We start from the raw sequence: 16906 nt of genomic DNA on the forward strand, positions 1-16906 counted from the left end.
CGCTTCTCCGGTCGCCACTGCTTGACTTGACCATCTGGTCCAACTCCTCACGATGGGGGCGTGACCTTGTGAGACAAAAACAGGAACCGACCGCGATGGAAAAGCTTGCGGGTGTGCTGGAGCGCGTCAATTCGGTAATAGGCAACACCTTGTGCTGGGCAGCGCTGGGCATGCTGATGTTGCAGTTCGTGATTGTGCTTCTGCGTTATGTTTTCGGCTACAGCTTCATCTTCCTCGATGAAGGCGTTTTGTATTTCCATGCAGCCATCTTCATGCTGGGGGCAGGGTACACGTTCCTGGTCAATGCCCATGTACGCGTCGATATTTTCTATGCCAAGGCAAGTGAGCGCACACAGGCTTGGATCGACATCTTTGGCCATCTGTTCCTGCTGACGCCAGCGTTGCTTATTCTGTTGTGGTTCTCCTGGCCGACTGTGCGCAGCAGCTGGGCAATCCTTGAGGGGCCGATTTCGGTTGGCGGGATCCCGGCATCTTTTCTTCTGAAAACCCTTATCCCGGCCTATTGCATTCTTTTGCTCGTTCAAGGCGCAGCTGCCCTGATCCGTGATATCTCCCGTCTGAAAGCCACCGCTGCATGAGCCTTCCTCTTGACTTGATGATGTTCGGGGCGCTGATCGCCTTTATTCTTCTGGGCTATCCGGTGGCCTTCACGATTGCAGGCGTTGCAACCGGCTTCGCTCTTCTTGGCTGGATGCTTGGGGACTTTAACATTCAGCTTATGGGCGCCATGGGCCAGCGGTTCTTTGGAGTTCTAACCAACCCTGTTCTCACCGCCATTCCATTGTTCGTTTTGATGGGCGTGATTCTGGAAAAAAGCCGAATTGCCGAGGACCTTCTTGAAACGATGGGCCGGCTGTTCGGCAAGATGAATGGCGGCCTTGGTGTTTCCGTCGTTCTGGTGGGCGCCCTTTTGGCTGCCTCGACCGGTATTGTTGGCGCAACGGTCGTTGCGATGGGCCTGATTGCCCTGCCGACCATGTTGCGCAATGGGTATGATCCGAAATTGGCCTCCGGCATGGTTTGTACAGCCGGTACACTTGGTCAGATCATTCCGCCATCGACCCTTCTGATCATCCTTGCCGATGTCATGTCGAATGCGTTTCAGCAGGCGCAATATGCGCAAGGCAAATTCACGATCGAAACGATCTCGGTTGGGCAGACTTTTGCGGCCGCGATGGTGCCGGGACTTCTCCTGGTCGCCGTCTATTGCGTCTACATCATCGGCCGCGCGAAACTTTTTCCTGGTGACGCTCCGGCAATGAAGGAGAGTGTTGAGCCACCAAGCGGCGTTGAAATTGCGTCTGCAATCGTTCCGCCGATCCTGCTGATCATCGCCGTTTTAGGCTCGATCCTTGGCGGTGTGGCATCTCCGAATGAAGCGGCTTCTGTGGGCGCCGTTGGAGCTATCTTGCTGGCTGGCCGACGGTTGGGCGTGCCGGTCAAACTCATCATTCTGGCGACCATAGCCTTGCTTGTACTTGCAGTGTCGGCTGCGGTCTTTCCCGTTCGCCTTCAAAGGTCAGATGTGACGATTGGTGGCTATGTGCTTGCTGCAATCTACGCTGGGCTTGCTCTTTTTGCGCTTGGAGTCGTCCTCAAAATTTTACGTGCAGCTTTTGCCGATGGGCTTTTGAAGTCGTCATTGCTGTCGACCCTGACCGTAACCTCAATGATCTTCGCAACCATCCTGATGGCGAGTTTTTTCAGTCTGGTGTTTGTCGGCCTGGGTGGGGAAGACCGTGTTCATGAGCTTTTGAAGGAAATGCCGGGCGGCGCCACGGGAGCGCTGATCTTCGCGATGCTGTTCGTCTTCGTGTTGGGCTTCTTCCTCGACTTTGTCGAGATCTCGGTGATTCTGCTGCCTGTTTTGATCCCGCCGCTCATCCTGATGGGTATTGATCCGATCTGGCTCACAGTCCTGATCGCAATCAATCTTCAGACATCGTTTCTGACGCCGCCGTTCGGATTTTCGCTGTTCTATCTGCGCGGCGCTGCACCTAAGGAAATCACCACCGGACAGATCTATCGTGGTGTGGTTCCCTTCATCGGGCTGCAAATCGCTGCCGTCGCGATCCTGTGGATGTTCCCGATTATTGCAACTTGGCTTCCGCGCTGGCTTTATTAAAGTTCTTAAGAATAGCCGGGCGGCCAAAACCGCCCGGTGTCCGGATCTATTTCTTGCGGGCAGGGCCTTCGCGCTCAGACGAGGCCGCCCAAAGATTGATGTTGGCGTCCTTAGCTGTCGCATCGATTTCCTGAAGCTCGGCTTCAGTGAACTCGAGATTGTTGAGCGCGCCGACACAGTCAATCACTTGGGCTGATCGGCTTGCCCCAATGAGAGCCGTCGTCACGCGGCCGCCTCTCAAGACCCAGGCAAGTGCCATCTGCGCCAGTGTTTGCCCGCGCCGCTCGGCAATGGCGTTGAGTGCCCGGATGGTTGCAAGGTTCTCGTCGCTGAGGAATTGGTCCTGCAGGGATTTGCCCTGTGTTGCCCGACTACCTTCCGGAATGTCTTTCAGATACTTGTTTGTCAGCATGCCTTGGGCGAGTGGGGAAAAGGCGATGGAACCAATGCCGAGATCGTCCAAGGTGTCGAGAAGGCCGTCTTCTTCCACCCAACGGTTGATCATGGAATAGCTCGGCTGATGGATCAGACAGGGAGTGCCGAGCTCCTTCAGGATTGCTGCTGCTTCTCGGGTTCTCTTTGTATTGTAAGAGGAAATACCGACGTATAGGGCCCGTCCGGAGCGGACGATGTGGTCCAGCGCCATCATGGTTTCTTCCAACGGCGTGTCCGGGTCGAACCTGTGTGAATAGAAGATGTCGACATAGTCGAGACCCATACGCTTCAGCGATTGGTCGCAGGACGCGATAAGGTATTTGCGGCTACCCCACTCGCCATAAGGGCCGGGCCACATATCGTAACCGGCCTTGGACGAAATGATCATCTCGTCCCGATACGGTGCAAAGTCGGTGCGCAGGAGTTCGCCGAATGCGCTCTCTGCGGAGCCCTTTGCCGGACCATAATTGTTGGCAAGATCGAAGTGGGTGATGCCGAGATCAAAAGCGGTCCGCGCAATTTCCTGCTTACGCTGGTGCGGGGTGTCATCGCCGAAATTGTGCCAAAGACCCAGAGAAATGAGCGGCAGTTTCAATCCGGACCTGCCACAGCGGCGGTAGTCCATGCTGGTGTAACGGTCGGGCGATGCGGTCCAGGTCATTGCGTCTCCATTTGACTGCGTTTTTCCAAGCAACACTGTTTCAGAATGTCGATGGAGGGGGACGCTGTCTTCGCACTAAAGGAGAGTGATGTGAAGTATGGACAGAAGTTCTGGTGAAAAAGAGGCTTGCGGTAGGCGGTGCTACCGCAAGCAAGGTGGGGGAGGAGTTAGGCGCCGAACATGTCGGTGGTGATGCCTTTGTACCAGCCGATCGACTCTTCATAGGTGGCCTGACGGAGACCTGCGTCTTCACCGGTCTGGCTGATGAATTTCGACGTGGACGCGATTTTTTCATCTGTCGGGGCGTATTGTGCGCCGACTTTTACGCCATCGTTGGTCTCGATCAGGCTCCAGCAGGTGTTGGAGTATTTTGCCGGGAAAACACGGGATCCGGTGAGGTCTCCGCGAATGGTCATCGCTGCCACCTTGGCCTGGCTGTTCGCCGAGAAGCCGGACTTCGGCATGTCGCCGGCGATGCAGGCATCTCCGATGACAAAGATGGAGTTGTCTTCCTTGGAGCGCATTGAAGCCGGATCAATGGCGCAGAACCCGCTGTCATTGGTAAGTGCGGCTTTGGAGGCGATCATGCCCGCCTTCTGCGCTGGGATGACGTTCACCAAGTCGCCCTGGAAGGTATCCAGGTCCGTTTCGACCTCCCCGGTCGACGCATCGACCTTGACGATACCGCCATGCACATCCGGTCCATACCACTCGATCATGCCCGGATAGTGCTTGTCCCAGCCTTCCTGGAACAGGGCCTGTTTGGAGAACTTCGGCTTGGGATCAATGATGACGATCTTGCTGTCGTTCAGTCCCTTGGATTTGAGAATATGCGCCATCATTGACACACGCTCGTACGGTCCCGGAGGGCACCGATATGGGTTCGGCGGTGCCACCATAACGATTTGCTGGCCGTTTTCGACAGCATTCAGTTTGGCTTTCAGAAGCTGGGTCTGAGGACCCGCCTTCCAGGAATGCGGCATGATTTCAGCCGCTTCTTCTGAGTAGCCGGGCACACTATCGTAGATGAGATCAATGCCCGGGGACACGACCAGACGGTCGTAAGGCACTTTGGAACCGTCCGCCATGACAACCATTTTGGCGTCCCGATCAACGGCATCTGCCATGCCGTTTACAACGGTGATGCCGTAGTTCGAAGACAGCGTATCGTAGCCGTGTGTGATGGAATCGAAATCGCGGAACCCGCCGAGGTATAGGTTGGAAAAGAAGCAGGTAGTGTAGGCAGGGTTGGCTTCGATCAGAGTGACGTCAAGATCCTCACCAGCATCCTTGGCCATATACCGGGCGGCTGTCGCGCCTCCAGCGCCGCCGCCGATGACGACGACTTTTGGTTTCCCCTGCGCCCGGGCGTAGTACGGCAGGGCCAGGGATGTCGCCCCGGCGCCAACCAGAAGCCCAAAACTACGGCGTGTGAGATTTGGCATGTCATTTCCTCCCAAGTATGCAGTTTGGCCTCTGCAATTGACAAAACCTCATTGCGGATCGATGGACCCGAAATAGGCGGCCAAGGCTGCGATTTCCTCGTTGCCGAGGTTGACTGTCATGTTCTGCATGACCTGATGACTGCGGACATTTGTCTTGTACTCAAAGAGCGCCCGGATGAACGGTTTCTTTGGCCAGCCGATAATGGATGGGATGCCATCGGCCCGGCCGGAGACCTGATGACAGGTGACACATTCACTCGAAAGATACTCGCCATAGGCCATGTCGCCGTCGATCTGCATGGCAACGGCACCCATTTCCGGCGTCACAGTTTCCGCCTCCGGTTCTGACGCCGGTTCGGATTTGGAAAGTTCTCTCAAGTAGGCGATGATGTGGGTGCGATCCTGACGGTCTGGCATGCCGCGATAGGACATTCGGGTTCCAGGCACATATTCCCGCGGCTTTTCGAGATAAAGGTCCAATGAAAACTCGTTCCAGACCATGCCTTCACTGCCGAGTTTTTTCATCGCACTGGAATACTTGAACCCTTCCAGGGTCCCGGCCGGGCGTTCAAAAAGGCCATCGAGATGTGGGCCAACGCCATTTCGCGCGTTGGCTCCAACCTGGTGGCATGCTTTGCAGGCTTTAAAGAGCTTTTCGCCTTTAATTGGATCGCCGTCCGATGCCATGGCCGGCGCCGCCAGTAATAACGTTGCGCCTGCGATCCATAGCCTCGCTCGGGCCCATGCCGCATGTCTCCATCTCGGAAAGTCGGCATAAGGCCGTTCAGCCTTGTCCTGCTTCTGGTCCATACCGGTTCCTCCCGTGACCCGGTATGGATCAGTCTACCGCGCCGACACCGGCGTTGTCATCGCCGCCGTCGTCGGGCGTCACATCCAGGATGCGCGCGCGCATGGTAATCTCCACGGGACCGGGCTTGCAGTCGGTCATGCATGGTTCGCTCTTTTCAGCGTAATGCGCTTCTTCGGCCCGGTCGTCTGCAATGAAGTTCTCCTCATTGGGCAGGCGGATATCAAGGAAGTTGTCCTTGGAGAGTTCAAACTCCTCATCGTCCACCAGATCGTTCAGGTAAAGGAGATACGCGGTGATGGCGTAGACCTCATCGTCGGACAAAGACCTGGCATTGCCAAAAGGCATTGCCCGGCGGACATAGTCATAGACTGTCGACAAGTAGGGCCAGTAGGAACCGATTGTTTTTTCCGGGCGATCGTCGGTCAGGGTGTCATGGCCACCTGCGAGAACCGGCCAGCGGTCTACTGCCTCGCCAAAATCACCGTGACACATGGCGCAGTTGTCTGTGTAAAGAACTTCTCCGTCGGCAACAGTTCCCGATCCTTCAGGAAGTCCCTGCCCATCTGGACGGATGTCGATGTCCCAGGCAGCCACTTCTTCAGCCAAGGCAACACGGCCAAGGCCGAAGACTCCACCGTCTCGTGTGTTTGAGGTCGCGGCGGTAACGGGTTCTGTTGAGGCAGAAGCGGCGGCGACTTCAGTTCCGCTATCTTGTGAAGGTGCTTCGGTTTGTTCTGAACCGTTGTCTGCATCTTCCGAGTAAGTCGCAAGATATGCCAAAATGTTGTCGAGATCCGCATCCTTGCGGAGCCCCGCAAAGGCCATCTTGGTGCCTTTGATCATGGCTTTCGGTTTGGCGAGATAGGTGCGGGTCGTTTCCATGTCCCACACCAATCCATCCTCTCCCGCCTTGACCATGGCGTTGGAGTACTTGTAGCCATCGATCTCACCAGCTGTGCGCCCAAACAGGTCGTTGAGATGCGGACCAACCTTGTTCTTGGCCCCATCACCGACGGCATGGCAAGCTTGGCATTTCTTGAAGACTTTCTCGCCCTTGGCCGCATCACCCGCAGTGGCGGTGGAGGCAAGCGCGACGAGTACGGTGCCGAGCGAAAGCGCTTTAAGAGACTTCAACATTTTCAACCGCCCCGTTCTTTTGGACATACCAGGTCTGAATGCCGTTGTTGTGGTAGATGGAGTTTTCGCCTCGGGCGGCCCGCAGCTCGTTTTTGGTTGGCTGGTAGAACCCGTGTTCATCCATTGCGCGGGACTGGATCAGCATTTCCGACCCGTCCCAATCAATGTCGAGGTAGAAGCGGTGCAGAGATTTCGACAGGCTTGGCCCGTCAATCCGCGCCGTCTTCCAATTCCGGCCGCCGTCCAGAGATACGTCTACACGGGTGATGCGGCCGTTGCCCGACCAGGCTAGCCCTGAAATCACCATTGGTCCCTTGCCGTGAGAAACCGGCATTTGCGGGCTTGGGCTGGTGATGACGGATTTCGGATCCATCACCCAGGTAAAGCGTCGAGCTTTTCCTGTATCCAGAAGGTCGGTGTATTTGGATGTCTCCTCACGGTGGTGCCACGGCTGATCGCCAACTTCTAGCCGGCGCAGCCATTTGACCCACATGTTGCCTTCCCATCCCGGAACGACGAGACGCAACGGATATCCCTGTTCAGCGCGCAGCGCTTCGCCGTTCATTTTCCAGGCAACCAGGCAGTCATCCAGCGCCTTTTCCATCGGGATGGAGCGCGTCATGTGGGCAGCGTCTGCGCCTTCGGGAAGCACCCATTTGCCGTTGGTCTTGACGCCGGCTTCTTCCAGAAGGGTTTTCAGTTTCACGCCGGTGTACATCACGTTGTGCACCATGCCATGGGTGAACTGGCAGCCGTTCAGCTGAGATCCGCGCCACTCCATACCGCCATTGGCCGCGCATTCTAGGAAGTAGACGTGGTTTTCGCGGGGGAAGCGCTTCAGGTCTTCCATAGTGAAGACCAGAGGTGTGTCGACCAGGCCGTTGATCATCAGGCGGTGATCCTGCGGCCGAATCTGCGCGACACCACCATGGTGGCGCTCAAAACACAGCCCGTTCGGAGTGATGATCCCGTCCAGTTCATGGAGTGGTGTAAAATTGATTGAGGCGACGGCATCAGCGGTCAGCCAGGGCACGTTGCGCCGGACCACTTCCGATTCAAATTCTGATGGCAGACCGTACGGTGCTGCATCGACGCCATCGCCGAGATACCGGTTCCAGTCCTGAATCTCCGTGATCAATGGGTCACCTGCTGCGCGTGCTGCACCTGCAGCTCCGGCGGCACCTGCGGCAACACCGCTCGCGAGGCCGGCCTTGAGAAGGGACCGCCGAGAGAGGGAGGGAGTGCCCTTGTCCTTTGTCTCAGTCATGTTTCTGTCCTCAGGTCTTAAACAAATTTAGACACCGATCACCTTCACGGACTCATTGTCCGGAAGCTTCACGGTCGGATTTTTGGTGATGTGGTTTTCAACGACGTCCCAGATCGCCGGGCCCTCGGTGTCTTCATTGACCGAAGCCCAGCCGGCAACGACGTAGTCTTTTGCTGGATCTATCGGCTCGCCGGTTGAAAGAAGCGTCATGTCGGAGATGCGTTCGCCGATCTCCATTTTGGGGTCGATCGTGTACCCCATGCCGCCAACGCGGACCATGTCGCCGCCTTGCTGGTAATACGGGTCCTTGTTGAAGAGGTTGTCGCCAACGTCTTCAAGAATGTCCTTCAGCATTTGACCGTTCATGGTGGAGCGATAAGCGGCCGGATAGGTCATGGCACAGGCGTTGTGGAGGTCTTCGAAGGTAATGTCTTGACCGGGCAGGAGGCTGGTGCCCCAGCGGAAGCCGGGCGACAGTGCAATCTGGGCGTCGCGTTCTTCCAGAAGCGCCTGACAAATCAGGTCATCGAAGGTGCCGTTAAAGTTGCCGCGCCGGTAAAGGAGGCTTTCTGTCTTGCCGAGAACCCGCGAAAGGTCTGCCTCAAAGGGCGCGCGGACCTCATCTATCAGCGCACTCATCTCTGCATCTGGCGTGATTACGTCAGAAAAGATCGGGATCAGACGGTACTTGTAGCCAACAACCGCGCCGTCTTTCACATCCAGATCAACGCGGGAGACGAACTTGCCGTTCGAGCCAGATGCAATCACCAGCGTGTCATTGACAATGACCGGTTCAGGCAAAGCGTCGTGCGTGTGGCCGGTCAGGATGACGTCGATGCCAGCAACGTTGGAGGCAAGCTTCCGGTCAACGTCGAATCCATTGTGAGAGAGCAAGATAATGACTTCTGCGCCTTCGCCGCGGGCCTCTTCGACGTGCTTGGCAATGTCTTCCTCGCGGATGCCGAAGGACCAGCCCGGAATCATCCAGCGTGGATTGGCGATCGGCGTGTAGGGGAATGCCTGTCCGATGACCGCAACCTTCGACCCGCCACGCTCAAACATCTTCCAGGCTTCGAACGCCGGCTCATCCCACTCGTTGTCGTAAATGTTTGAGCCCAGGAACGCGAAGGGGAGATCGTCGATGATCTCCTGAACCCGGTCCGTGCCGTAGGTGAATTCCCAGTGGCCGGTCATGGCATCCGGTTTCAAGGCGTTCATGACCGTTACCATGTCCTGGCCAAGCGTTTGATTGGACGTGTAACTGCCCTGCCAGGTGTCGCCCCCGTCCAGTAGCAGGACGTTGTCATCGCCGCGCTCGGCGCGGATGCGCTTGATCACGGTTGCCACCCGGTCCATGCCGCCCATCTTGCCGTAGGATTTAGCCAGTGAAGCGAAGTCCTCTGATGTGAGTGCGTAGGCGTCCGGCGAACCAGCTTCGATGTTGTAGAGTTTGAGAAAGTCCGCGCCGGTCACATGCGGCGGTTTGCCGGTGACATCGCCAATGCCGAGATTGATGGAGGGTTCCCGGAAGTAGATCGGCTTCAGCTGGGCATGAATGTCGGTAATGTGGACCAGCGTCAGGGACCCTGCCGGCTCCATGGCCAGGAGTTGGTCTTCGCTCAACGCCTGTTGTGCCATCAGCTTTGACCACGAGCCGGCCATGCCGGAGCCGAGCAGGGCGCTGGTTGCGGTTGCCGCCATCAAGAACTCGCGTCTTGAAAACATTCACTTAACTCCCGAATCCTGATGAGGCCAAAGCCTCCGAATTAGCCAATAGCAAAAGGCAAAGTTTTTCTGTTGGCGCGTATAAACTTACGCACCTTGATCGTTTTATCGACCGGTGTTGATTTGATCCGTCGCCGGCGCCCTGGCCGGAGTTTGAGAAGCGGCAGTCCACCGCCGCTTCCAAGTTCTCGTATTGTCTTACTGGCGTACGGCCGGTGTTTCGACCGACAGGCCGGACCCGCGCCAAGTCACGTAGACTTCCAAAGCCATCAGGTCGTCAGAAAATGCTGCTGGAAACTCCGCCCGGGTGTCGCGAATACAGCCGCGGAACCGGTTGTGCAGGGACACCATCGAGCTTTGCTTCAGACGATAGGTTGGGAAACCATTGACGTTGCCCTGGCTGAGGTGATCCGCACGGATGTAATTGCCGTTGTAGTCTTCATGGCAGGTTGCGCAAGACAGGTTCAACTGGCCAGTCCGGGTGTAATAGAGTTCCTCGCCCTTGTCCCACCAGCTCTTCATCTCGCCCTGGGTCAAATCGACCTCGACCGGTATGCCTATAGACTGGTGCTTGATGTAGGTTGTCAGTGCTTTTTGATCGGCAGCATCAAACTTGTAGGGTTTCGCCTCCATGTTGGCTTCGCGGCAGGCGTTGATCTGCAGTTCGATGTTGATCGGTCGATTGTTGGCTTCATCCCATTTTGGGTAGTTCGCCCCGAGCCCTTTCAGGAACTCACCGTCATCGCCATGGCAAGATGCGCAGGATTTCCCGGCAGCGCCGTCGACCGTGTTCCAGATTTCCTCACCACGTTCGACATAAAGCATGCCCGGGTTCTGGAAACTGTCAGCCTCCAGCGCGCGTGTTTCCTCTGTCCGGTAGTGCCAGCCTGAAATCACTTCATCCAACGGATGCCCTTCCGGAGCAGCTGTTCGAGTGATGATTTCGATCTCGTCATCGATAACCAACTTGTCATCCGAGGGACCTCCTGCGAGTGCGGCGGTGCTTCCCCCAAGCATCACACCGGCAAATAGCACGGCGACATGTTTTACTACTTTGGCCAAATCGTCTCCTCCCGATTTGTGCGGTCCAACTGACTGCGGCTCTATTCGATTGTGATTTTCTTTTCTGTTTCGTAGACGCTGCCGTCATCGTCCACCCAGGTGAACTTGAACGTGCCGGGCTCGTTCACCTTGGCGTTGAACTCCATGTAAGGGTTTGCCGAGACCGCGGGATCGAGATCACAACTGAAGACCGCCTGGCCATTAAATTCACAAGAGAACTTGTTGATGATCTTTCGCGGAATGAGCTCGCCGGTTTTCTTATCCTTGCGCTGACCAGATTCCATTGGATGACTGATCAGCGTTTTGATGGTGATGACTTCGCCCTGAGACGCCTTTTTCGGCACCTTCACGCGGGGTTTTGGAGCTGCCATTGTTTTGTTCCTTTCCTCGTTTGGACCGATCTGCGCTGAATTCTACGCTGCTGATTTCGGCCCAAAGTCATGTCTCATTGGATGCATGGATGGCAGACCGCCATTGTCCGCCAAAAGCGTGCGTTATCCGCCGCAACCGCCGATCGTGACCTTGACTTCTTTGGTGTCCATGAAAGTTGAGCCGTCATTCATCTTGGCTACAGCGATAACATTTTGAGTTTTGGCAAGACGGATCCGGGTCTTGGCCTCCGCTGCTCCGCTCATGGCTGTGAAGTGGAATGTAGCGACTGCTGGGCTCGGGTTGCCATCCGCGAGGATTAGAACCGACTCAACATAGCTGTTTTCAGTCATTGGGCTGTCGACGGTCACACCCACGGGAACGGTGTTGCCGTTTTCAGCGATTTCCGGAGTGTCTAGCGAAACTGTCCCCTCTGTTGGAGTTGCTCCGCCTGTAAAAGCTTTGATCGCTTCATCGGTTTCTGCGGTGGCCGCGAAAGAGATCCGCGGTGCGAATGTCAGGAAAGCCGCTGCGCCTGCAGTCAAGCCCAATGCCTGGCGTCTGGTGATGGTCATCTCTTGCTCCTTGAGTCCCGAGATCAGTTTTCTTTGAGTGTCATGAGGTAGGCGACGACATCTTCGACGTCTTGCGCCGAAAGGATGGTCTTCCCCTGATGCTTCTCAGCAACGTTCACGCCGACCTTCATCGTGTAGAAACCGGGCATGATGGATTGGTCGCCAAAGACAGCTTTGCTGTTCACAACGATCGCCCGCAGCTGCTCCTCAGTCCAACGATCGGCCACGCCGTTCAGTTCAGGTCCGACCTCGCCATGAAACAATTGATCCTTGAGATCTTCATTGGCATGGCAGGCAAGGCAGTTGCCTTTTTTTCGATCGGCAAAAGTCTCGCGGCCAACGGTGGCATCCCCTGGTGTCCCCGTTAGAGAGACCTTCAATTCCATGTCTTCAATTGGAACGCTGTCCGGAGCCACTGTTTCCGCAGTCGCAGCGGATGCAGCCATTATGGCCAGTCCGGCTATTGCTGCCGGCAGGCGTTTAAGTGTTGCGCCCTTTGTCATGTTATCGGCTTTCCTCCTCAGTGCGGGTACGCTCCACCGTACCCAAGATGGACTCATTTCCACGGTCCATCTGTTCTCCTCACATTAAAAGATATGATTTTTTGCATATGTTATGCAATACGCCTTTTTGCGGACTTTCAAATTTGTGCAAGTTTTAGTCCCCTCCAAGACGGCCTTGGTCACGTAACTCATTGATTATACGAGCGTGATATTTCTGAAAGTGTTCGTCACTTTCGTAGCCTTTTTCGTTCACCCAGCGGAACATATTCAGAAATGTCCACTTGCCGAATGATCCTGGCATTGTCGCAACCGCCGAATCCGCGACCGTGCCGTCTTCCGGTATTTCGTCTGGAAGAAAGACGATTGTTGGCGTGAACACATAGCCCCATTTTCGGGCGGCGGTCTTCTCGGTCAGCTCTTCTCCGTCAATGTCGATGACTTCTTCGTCGCCGAACATGTTGTATTGCACGACCATGAAGTGCTCTTTGATGTAGTCCGTCACTTCCGGGTCGCTCAGGAGCTTCTCATGCATGGCTTTGCAGTAGATGCAGCCGCGTTGCTCGAACACCAAGGCGAGGCGTTTTCCCTCGTCGGATGCTGTTTCGATATCTTCTGCGATATCCTTGAAAGTGATGGTGAACCAGGGCTGTTTGTGGAGCCCGTCTTCGCCGAGGGTTGCGGCATGCCCTGCGGTGTGGCTCAGCGTTAAGCAGACCGCTGCCGCCGCGAATGATTTGATGATCTCATGCATGTCGAGCTCCTCCCAGATGCGCTCAGCCGATTTGTGAAAAAACCGGGAATGTTTCCAACAGCCAGAAAGCAATGGCCGACATCTGGCCGGTGATGAACAGAACTCCGGTCAAGACCAAGAACCCGCCCATGATTTTTTCGATCGTACCCATATGCTTGCGGAAGCGACTGGCCCAGCCCAGAAACCGGCTGGCAAAGGCGGCCGCGAGAATGAACGGAATACCTATGCCTAAGGCGTAGACGGCCAGAAGGCCTGCGCCATGCCACGTCGTTTGCGACGATCCGGCAACAAACAAGATTGCAGCAAGCACGGGCCCGACACACGGCGTCCAGCCGAATGCAAAGGCGAGCCCCATGATGAATGCACCGACCAGACCAGCCGGTTTGGTCTCCACGTGAACTCTTGCCTCGCGGAACAATAGTCCGATCCGGAAAATGCCGAGAAAGTGCAGACCCATGATAATGATGATCGTGCCGGCGATATAGGACAGAACATCGTAATAGCGCGCGATAGATTGCCCGATCACACTCGCGGTTGCTCCAAGCGCCACGAACACGGCTGAGAAGCCGAGCACGAACGCAATTGCGGCCAGGACCACCCGGCGTCCGGTGGCGGTCGTTGCCGCATCACCCTTCAACTCGTCCACGCTCACGCCGGCGAGGTAACACAAGTAAGGCGGTACAATTGGCAGGACGCAAGGCGACACAAAGGACAGCAATCCCGCCAGAAACGCCGCGCCCCACGAAACCTCGAGCATAAAGTGTCCTCCCAGACATGACGACTTTGTGTTTTGTTTAAAATATTCAAAAAGTCATATATATTGCAATCACAGAAAACACGGAGAATGGCAAGTGCGTCGTTTGAATGTTGTGGGAGCGCTGGTTGCGAGCGCCTTTTTTGCCGGACTTGCTGCGTTTCCGAGGCCCGGGATTGCAGCGGAATTGATCATGGTTGAACAACCGGGTTGTTCCTGGTGCATGATCTGGAATGAAGAGATCGGCGTTGCCTACCCGAAAACCAACGAGGGCAAACGTGCTCCCTTGCGCCGTGTGGATATCACGGACGGCTGGCCGGAAGATCTGGGAAACGTTCAACGGGAACGGCTGACACCGACTTTCATTCTTGTTGAAGATGGCAAGGAGATCGCACGGCTCCGCGGGTATCCCGGTGAGCATTTTTTCTGGCCACTGCTCGGCGATATGCTCGACAAACTGGAGGAGCACAGAAAAAGCGGCAGTTGATTATTGCTGCCACTTGCATCATCTACCCGAATGAGCGCAGAATTGCTGCGCTGCAATAGTTTCGCTGAACCTGTACGGATACTGAAACGTTCGATGAACCTGCCCGTCTTCAACAAGGATATGAGCGCCGAAGACTTCGACCAGTTGATGGGTCAGGCGCGCAAGGCAAGTGATCTTTTGAAAGCACTGTCGCATGAAGTGCGTCTTGTGATCCTGTGCCTACTGTCTGAAGGCGAGAAATCTGTTTCAGAACTGGAAGATATCCTGACTGTACCACAGGCAGCTGTGTCTCAGCAGCTCGCCCGATTGCGTCTGGAGGGGCTTGTCCAGACGCGGCGCGAAGGCCGGATGATATACTACAGTCTGGTTGATGATGAGGTGAGCTCCATCATCTCCACGTTGTATGATCTTTTCTGCAAGGACGTGCGTCCGCAGCCTGGCGATCATCAGTAAGCTTGGACTATGCTGCCGCGTGCATTGCAGCACGCTTGAGCGTTGAAGAGCCTTATCCTCCTTGTTACTCTCTAAAAAGAGCCACCGGAGAGTGGCCTTTGGGGGGGACGCGACGAGGGGCCGGCAACGGCAGCCAACAATGCCTGAATTAGACCTGACGCTTGTATTGCCTGTATTCGGCGTTCTTGCCGGATGCGTTCTTGGATTTATTGGCCGCGCCACACACTTTTGCACTCTGTCCGCGCTGGAGCGCCACTGGTATGCCGGAGACAGTTCCGGGCTCAGAACCTGGGTGCTTGCAGCCGTGGTTGCCTTGATCGGAACGCAGGTGCTTGTCGCATTCGGTCTCGCCGACACTGGAGCGTCCTTTTATCTCGATCCGGGGTTTCCTTGGACCGGCGCGGTTCTCGGTGGGGCGATGTTTGGCCTCGGCATGGCCCTGGTTGGCACGTGCGGGTTTGGCGCCGTGTTGCGCCTTGGTGGCGGCAGTCTGAGAGCTCTGGTGGTTCTGACCGTCATCGGACTGGCCGCATTGGCCGCTCAGCGCGGGATCGTCGGCATCATTCGGGTGCCATTGGTTGATGATCAAATGATTACCTTCGCCGCCGCTGGAAGTCAGTCCATGGGCGATATTGTCTCCAGTCTGGCTGGTTTCGATCTGCGGTGGCTGGTCGCGCTTCTCATGGTTGCGTTTGGATTGGGCTGGATATTCAAGGACAAGGCCTATCGCCGTGCCCGGGCTAAAATCGCCTCTGCTGCTGCAATCGGTCTGGTTATCCCGTTCGGCTGGTGGGCCACAACTTACGTGGCCGCAAATTCCTTTGATCCGGTGCAGATCGAGGCAGGGTCCTTCGTTGTGCCGGTTGGAGACAGTATTTTGCAGCTGATCACCTACACCGGTGTCTGGCCCGACTATGGTGTCGGACTTGTTGCGGGCACGCTGACTGGTGCGGTTCTTGCAGCTCTCTGGAAACGCGATATCCGCTGGGAAGCCTGTGACGATGCCCGGGAACTCGGACGTCACATTCTTGGCGGTACACTCATGGGCATCGGTGGTGTTTTCGCAATGGGCTGCACCGTTGGGCAGGGCATTACGGGTTTTTCCACCATGGCGATCTCGGCACCGATCGTGATGCTGTCCATGGCATTCGGCGCCCGGGTGGGTCTCGCGTGGCTCGTCGAAGGCTCCGCCCTGGCGGCTTTCCGACGGAGTGACGGCGCCGATCATCGTCATCCAGCGGAATAGCGGCAGCGGAGTTGTACGGACTAGTGCAGTCCCGGTTGTGAACCGGGACCACTATTGAGGCCCTGGCTCAAGGCCGGGGTGGCTTCGCAGCTTCAGCCCGCCACGAACTTGTAAACCGAACCTGTGCGCTCGACCCGGCCGATGCCCATGTCCGGCAGATGAAAGCCGATCAATTGCGTTTGGTCCGTGGCCAGGCGATCAAGAAGAGCCTTCCGTGTATTTATACCCTTTTGCGGGTCCTGATCCGATCCAGACACCCAGTCGGGCTTCTCGAAGGAAATCACTGAATTGGTGATTGCATCCCCAACGACCAGAACGGATTCACCATCTCCATGTATCATATAGGACGTGTGACCCGGCGTATGACCGGACGTGTCGACAGCTTCAACACCGGGTACGACTTCCATTCCGGGCGTGACCATCTGCACCTGGTCTTCGATTGCCTCAAAGCGTGCCTGCGCCCCGACGACGAAGCTTTTACGGGCTTCCGGTGTCTTCGCCAGCGTGTCATCGGCGCGCCAATAGTCCCATTCAGCTTGTGGCACCCAGAGTGTCGCTTCTGAATAAAGCACGTCGTCAAAGTCATCGAGAATACCCCAGAGATGATCCGGGTGGGCGTGGGTGAAGATCACATCGGTCACGTCTGAAGGATCAATGCCGGCCTCTTCAAGACCAGACAGCAGCTCGCCTGCGCTGGGCTGGAAGTTGGCTCCGGCGCCTGCATCGAACAGAACAAGCCGGTCGTCCTGGCGCAGGAGGGTGATGTTGCAGTCCGGTGATGCTGTATCGGTTGGCAGGCCATGAGGTTTCAACAGTGCCTGAATCTCCTCCGGGCTTTGCTCAGGCAGAAGGAAATTCATCGGTAGGCTCAAGTTGCCGTCAGAAAAGACGCTGACCTCATTGCCGCCGAGATTTATTTGGTTCGAGGCTGCAAAGGAAGGGCGGAGGCCCGTGATCGCAGCTGCTCCTATGCCGAGTCCGGCCTTTAACAAAAGGCGGCGCGAGGGGTGTTCTTTCAAGGCAACCGGCATGCTTAATCCTCCACATATTCAAATTTATGAATTTATCTATGTTTCCTT

General features: G+C 56.2%; 18 protein-coding genes. 5 read left to right on the forward strand and 13 right to left on the reverse strand.

The features are described from left to right. The first annotated feature begins 95 nt into the window (after window positions 1-95). Window positions 96-599: a TRAP transporter small permease subunit gene (locus AC0J4F_RS09225; RefSeq protein ID WP_133951719.1), complete on the forward strand. Its 504-nt coding sequence runs from the start codon at window positions 96-98 to the stop codon at window positions 597-599. After that, complete coding sequence (locus AC0J4F_RS09230; protein ID WP_133951721.1) at window positions 596-2146, forward strand: TRAP transporter large permease subunit; 1551 nt, start codon at window positions 596-598, stop codon at window positions 2144-2146. The genes AC0J4F_RS09225 and AC0J4F_RS09230 overlap by 4 nt, the downstream gene beginning before the upstream one ends. 46 nt (window positions 2147-2192) lie before the next feature. Here the strand turns inward: AC0J4F_RS09230 and mgrA are convergent, their stop codons facing one another. The 12 genes from mgrA to AC0J4F_RS09290 form a co-directional block, all read right to left on the reverse strand. Beyond that, window positions 2193-3242 carry an L-glyceraldehyde 3-phosphate reductase gene (gene mgrA, locus AC0J4F_RS09235; protein ID WP_473026036.1) on the reverse strand — a complete coding sequence of 350 codons (1050 nt, stop codon included), beginning with the start codon at window positions 3240-3242 and terminating at the stop codon, window positions 2193-2195. A 167-nt stretch (window positions 3243-3409) separates the two neighbouring features. Then, window positions 3410-4687 (reverse strand): NAD(P)/FAD-dependent oxidoreductase, encoded by a 1278-nt coding sequence (locus AC0J4F_RS09240; protein ID WP_133951725.1) that lies wholly within the window; start codon window positions 4685-4687, stop codon window positions 3410-3412. A 48-nt stretch (window positions 4688-4735) separates the two neighbouring features. Beyond that, entirely contained in the window at window positions 4736-5497 is a 762-nt protein-coding gene (locus AC0J4F_RS09245; protein WP_133951727.1) for a c-type cytochrome, read from the reverse strand. Window positions 5498-5525: 28 nt separating this feature from the next. Beyond that, entirely contained in the window at window positions 5526-6635 is a 1110-nt protein-coding gene (locus AC0J4F_RS09250; protein WP_166672800.1) for a c-type cytochrome, read from the reverse strand. Beyond that, window positions 6619-7902, reverse strand: coding sequence for a sulfite dehydrogenase (gene soxC, locus AC0J4F_RS09255; protein ID WP_133951731.1), 1284 nt, complete (start codon window positions 7900-7902; stop codon window positions 6619-6621). The genes AC0J4F_RS09250 and soxC overlap by 17 nt, the downstream gene beginning before the upstream one ends. Window positions 7903-7929: 27 nt before the next feature. Then, the gene (gene soxB, locus AC0J4F_RS09260; protein ID WP_473026037.1) at window positions 7930-9627 is read right to left on the reverse strand and encodes a thiosulfohydrolase SoxB; all 1698 of its coding nucleotides are present in this window, start codon (window positions 9625-9627) and stop codon (window positions 7930-7932) included. A 198-nt stretch (window positions 9628-9825) separates the two neighbouring features. Next, window positions 9826-10644: a sulfur oxidation c-type cytochrome SoxA gene (gene soxA / locus AC0J4F_RS09265; protein ID WP_209174925.1), complete on the reverse strand. Its 819-nt coding sequence runs from the start codon at window positions 10642-10644 to the stop codon at window positions 9826-9828. An 86-nt stretch (window positions 10645-10730) separates the two neighbouring features. Beyond that, window positions 10731-11060, reverse strand: coding sequence for a thiosulfate oxidation carrier complex protein SoxZ (gene soxZ, locus AC0J4F_RS09270; RefSeq protein WP_473026038.1), 330 nt, complete (start codon window positions 11058-11060; stop codon window positions 10731-10733). A gap of 123 nt (window positions 11061-11183) precedes the next feature. Next, window positions 11184-11633 carry a thiosulfate oxidation carrier protein SoxY gene (soxY, locus tag AC0J4F_RS09275; RefSeq protein WP_133951737.1) on the reverse strand — a complete coding sequence of 150 codons (450 nt, stop codon included), beginning with the start codon at window positions 11631-11633 and terminating at the stop codon, window positions 11184-11186. A gap of 23 nt (window positions 11634-11656) precedes the next feature. After that, on the reverse strand, window positions 11657-12136 hold the full coding sequence (gene soxX, locus AC0J4F_RS09280) for a sulfur oxidation c-type cytochrome SoxX (protein WP_133951739.1): 480 nt from the start codon (window positions 12134-12136) through the stop codon (window positions 11657-11659). A 154-nt stretch (window positions 12137-12290) separates the two neighbouring features. After that, window positions 12291-12887, reverse strand: a complete 597-nt coding sequence (locus AC0J4F_RS09285; protein WP_133951741.1) for a SoxW family protein — start codon at window positions 12885-12887, stop codon at window positions 12291-12293. 22 nt (window positions 12888-12909) lie between these two features. Continuing rightward, the gene (locus AC0J4F_RS09290; RefSeq protein ID WP_133951743.1) at window positions 12910-13644 is read right to left on the reverse strand and encodes a cytochrome c biogenesis CcdA family protein; all 735 of its coding nucleotides are present in this window, start codon (window positions 13642-13644) and stop codon (window positions 12910-12912) included. A gap of 94 nt (window positions 13645-13738) precedes the next feature. Here AC0J4F_RS09290 and AC0J4F_RS09295 point away from each other — a divergent pair, with 94 nt between their 5' ends. The 3 genes from AC0J4F_RS09295 (at window position 13739) to AC0J4F_RS09305 (ending at window position 15827) form a co-directional block, all read left to right on the forward strand. After that, window positions 13739-14128, forward strand: coding sequence for a thioredoxin domain-containing protein (locus AC0J4F_RS09295; RefSeq protein WP_208326760.1), 390 nt, complete (start codon window positions 13739-13741; stop codon window positions 14126-14128). Window positions 14129-14221: 93 nt separating this feature from the next. Further along, on the forward strand, window positions 14222-14581 hold the full coding sequence (locus tag AC0J4F_RS09300; RefSeq protein WP_133951745.1) for an ArsR/SmtB family transcription factor: 360 nt from the start codon (window positions 14222-14224) through the stop codon (window positions 14579-14581). A 139-nt stretch (window positions 14582-14720) separates the two neighbouring features. Then, on the forward strand, window positions 14721-15827 hold the full coding sequence (locus AC0J4F_RS09305; protein WP_473026039.1) for a YeeE/YedE family protein: 1107 nt from the start codon (window positions 14721-14723) through the stop codon (window positions 15825-15827). A gap of 92 nt (window positions 15828-15919) precedes the next feature. Here AC0J4F_RS09305 and AC0J4F_RS09310 read toward each other — a convergent pair whose 3' ends face one another. Beyond that, on the reverse strand, window positions 15920-16858 hold the full coding sequence (locus AC0J4F_RS09310) for an MBL fold metallo-hydrolase (protein ID WP_473026040.1): 939 nt from the start codon (window positions 16856-16858) through the stop codon (window positions 15920-15922). Window positions 16859-16906: the final 48 nt, after the last annotated feature.

Source organism: Roseibium sp. R5 (assembly GCF_055755305.1).

Coding starts and splice junctions, on each gene's coding strand:
- AC0J4F_RS09225 (WP_133951719.1), top strand. CDS start 96: ATGGAAAAGCTTGCGGGTGTGCTGGAGCGCGTCAATTCGGTAATAGGC.
- AC0J4F_RS09230 (WP_133951721.1), top strand. CDS start 596: ATGAGCCTTCCTCTTGACTTGATGATGTTCGGGGCGCTGATCGCCTTT.
- mgrA (WP_473026036.1), bottom strand. CDS start 3,242: ATGACCTGGACCGCATCGCCCGACCGTTACACCAGCATGGACTACCGC.
- AC0J4F_RS09240 (WP_133951725.1), bottom strand. CDS start 4,687: ATGCCAAATCTCACACGCCGTAGTTTTGGGCTTCTGGTTGGCGCCGGG.
- AC0J4F_RS09245 (WP_133951727.1), bottom strand. CDS start 5,497: ATGGACCAGAAGCAGGACAAGGCTGAACGGCCTTATGCCGACTTTCCG.
- AC0J4F_RS09250 (WP_166672800.1), bottom strand. CDS start 6,635: ATGTTGAAGTCTCTTAAAGCGCTTTCGCTCGGCACCGTACTCGTCGCG.
- soxC (WP_133951731.1), bottom strand. CDS start 7,902: ATGACTGAGACAAAGGACAAGGGCACTCCCTCCCTCTCTCGGCGGTCC.
- soxB (WP_473026037.1), bottom strand. CDS start 9,627: ATGTTTTCAAGACGCGAGTTCTTGATGGCGGCAACCGCAACCAGCGCC.
- soxA (WP_209174925.1), bottom strand. CDS start 10,644: ATGCTTGGGGGAAGCACCGCCGCACTCGCAGGAGGTCCCTCGGATGAC.
- soxZ (WP_473026038.1), bottom strand. CDS start 11,060: ATGGCAGCTCCAAAACCCCGCGTGAAGGTGCCGAAAAAGGCGTCTCAG.
- soxY (WP_133951737.1), bottom strand. CDS start 11,633: ATGACCATCACCAGACGCCAGGCATTGGGCTTGACTGCAGGCGCAGCG.
- soxX (WP_133951739.1), bottom strand. CDS start 12,136: ATGACAAAGGGCGCAACACTTAAACGCCTGCCGGCAGCAATAGCCGGA.
- AC0J4F_RS09285 (WP_133951741.1), bottom strand. CDS start 12,887: ATGCATGAGATCATCAAATCATTCGCGGCGGCAGCGGTCTGCTTAACG.
- AC0J4F_RS09290 (WP_133951743.1), bottom strand. CDS start 13,644: ATGCTCGAGGTTTCGTGGGGCGCGGCGTTTCTGGCGGGATTGCTGTCC.
- AC0J4F_RS09300 (WP_133951745.1), top strand. CDS start 14,222: ATGAACCTGCCCGTCTTCAACAAGGATATGAGCGCCGAAGACTTCGAC.
- AC0J4F_RS09305 (WP_473026039.1), top strand. CDS start 14,721: ATGCCTGAATTAGACCTGACGCTTGTATTGCCTGTATTCGGCGTTCTT.
- AC0J4F_RS09310 (WP_473026040.1), bottom strand. CDS start 16,858: ATGCCGGTTGCCTTGAAAGAACACCCCTCGCGCCGCCTTTTGTTAAAG.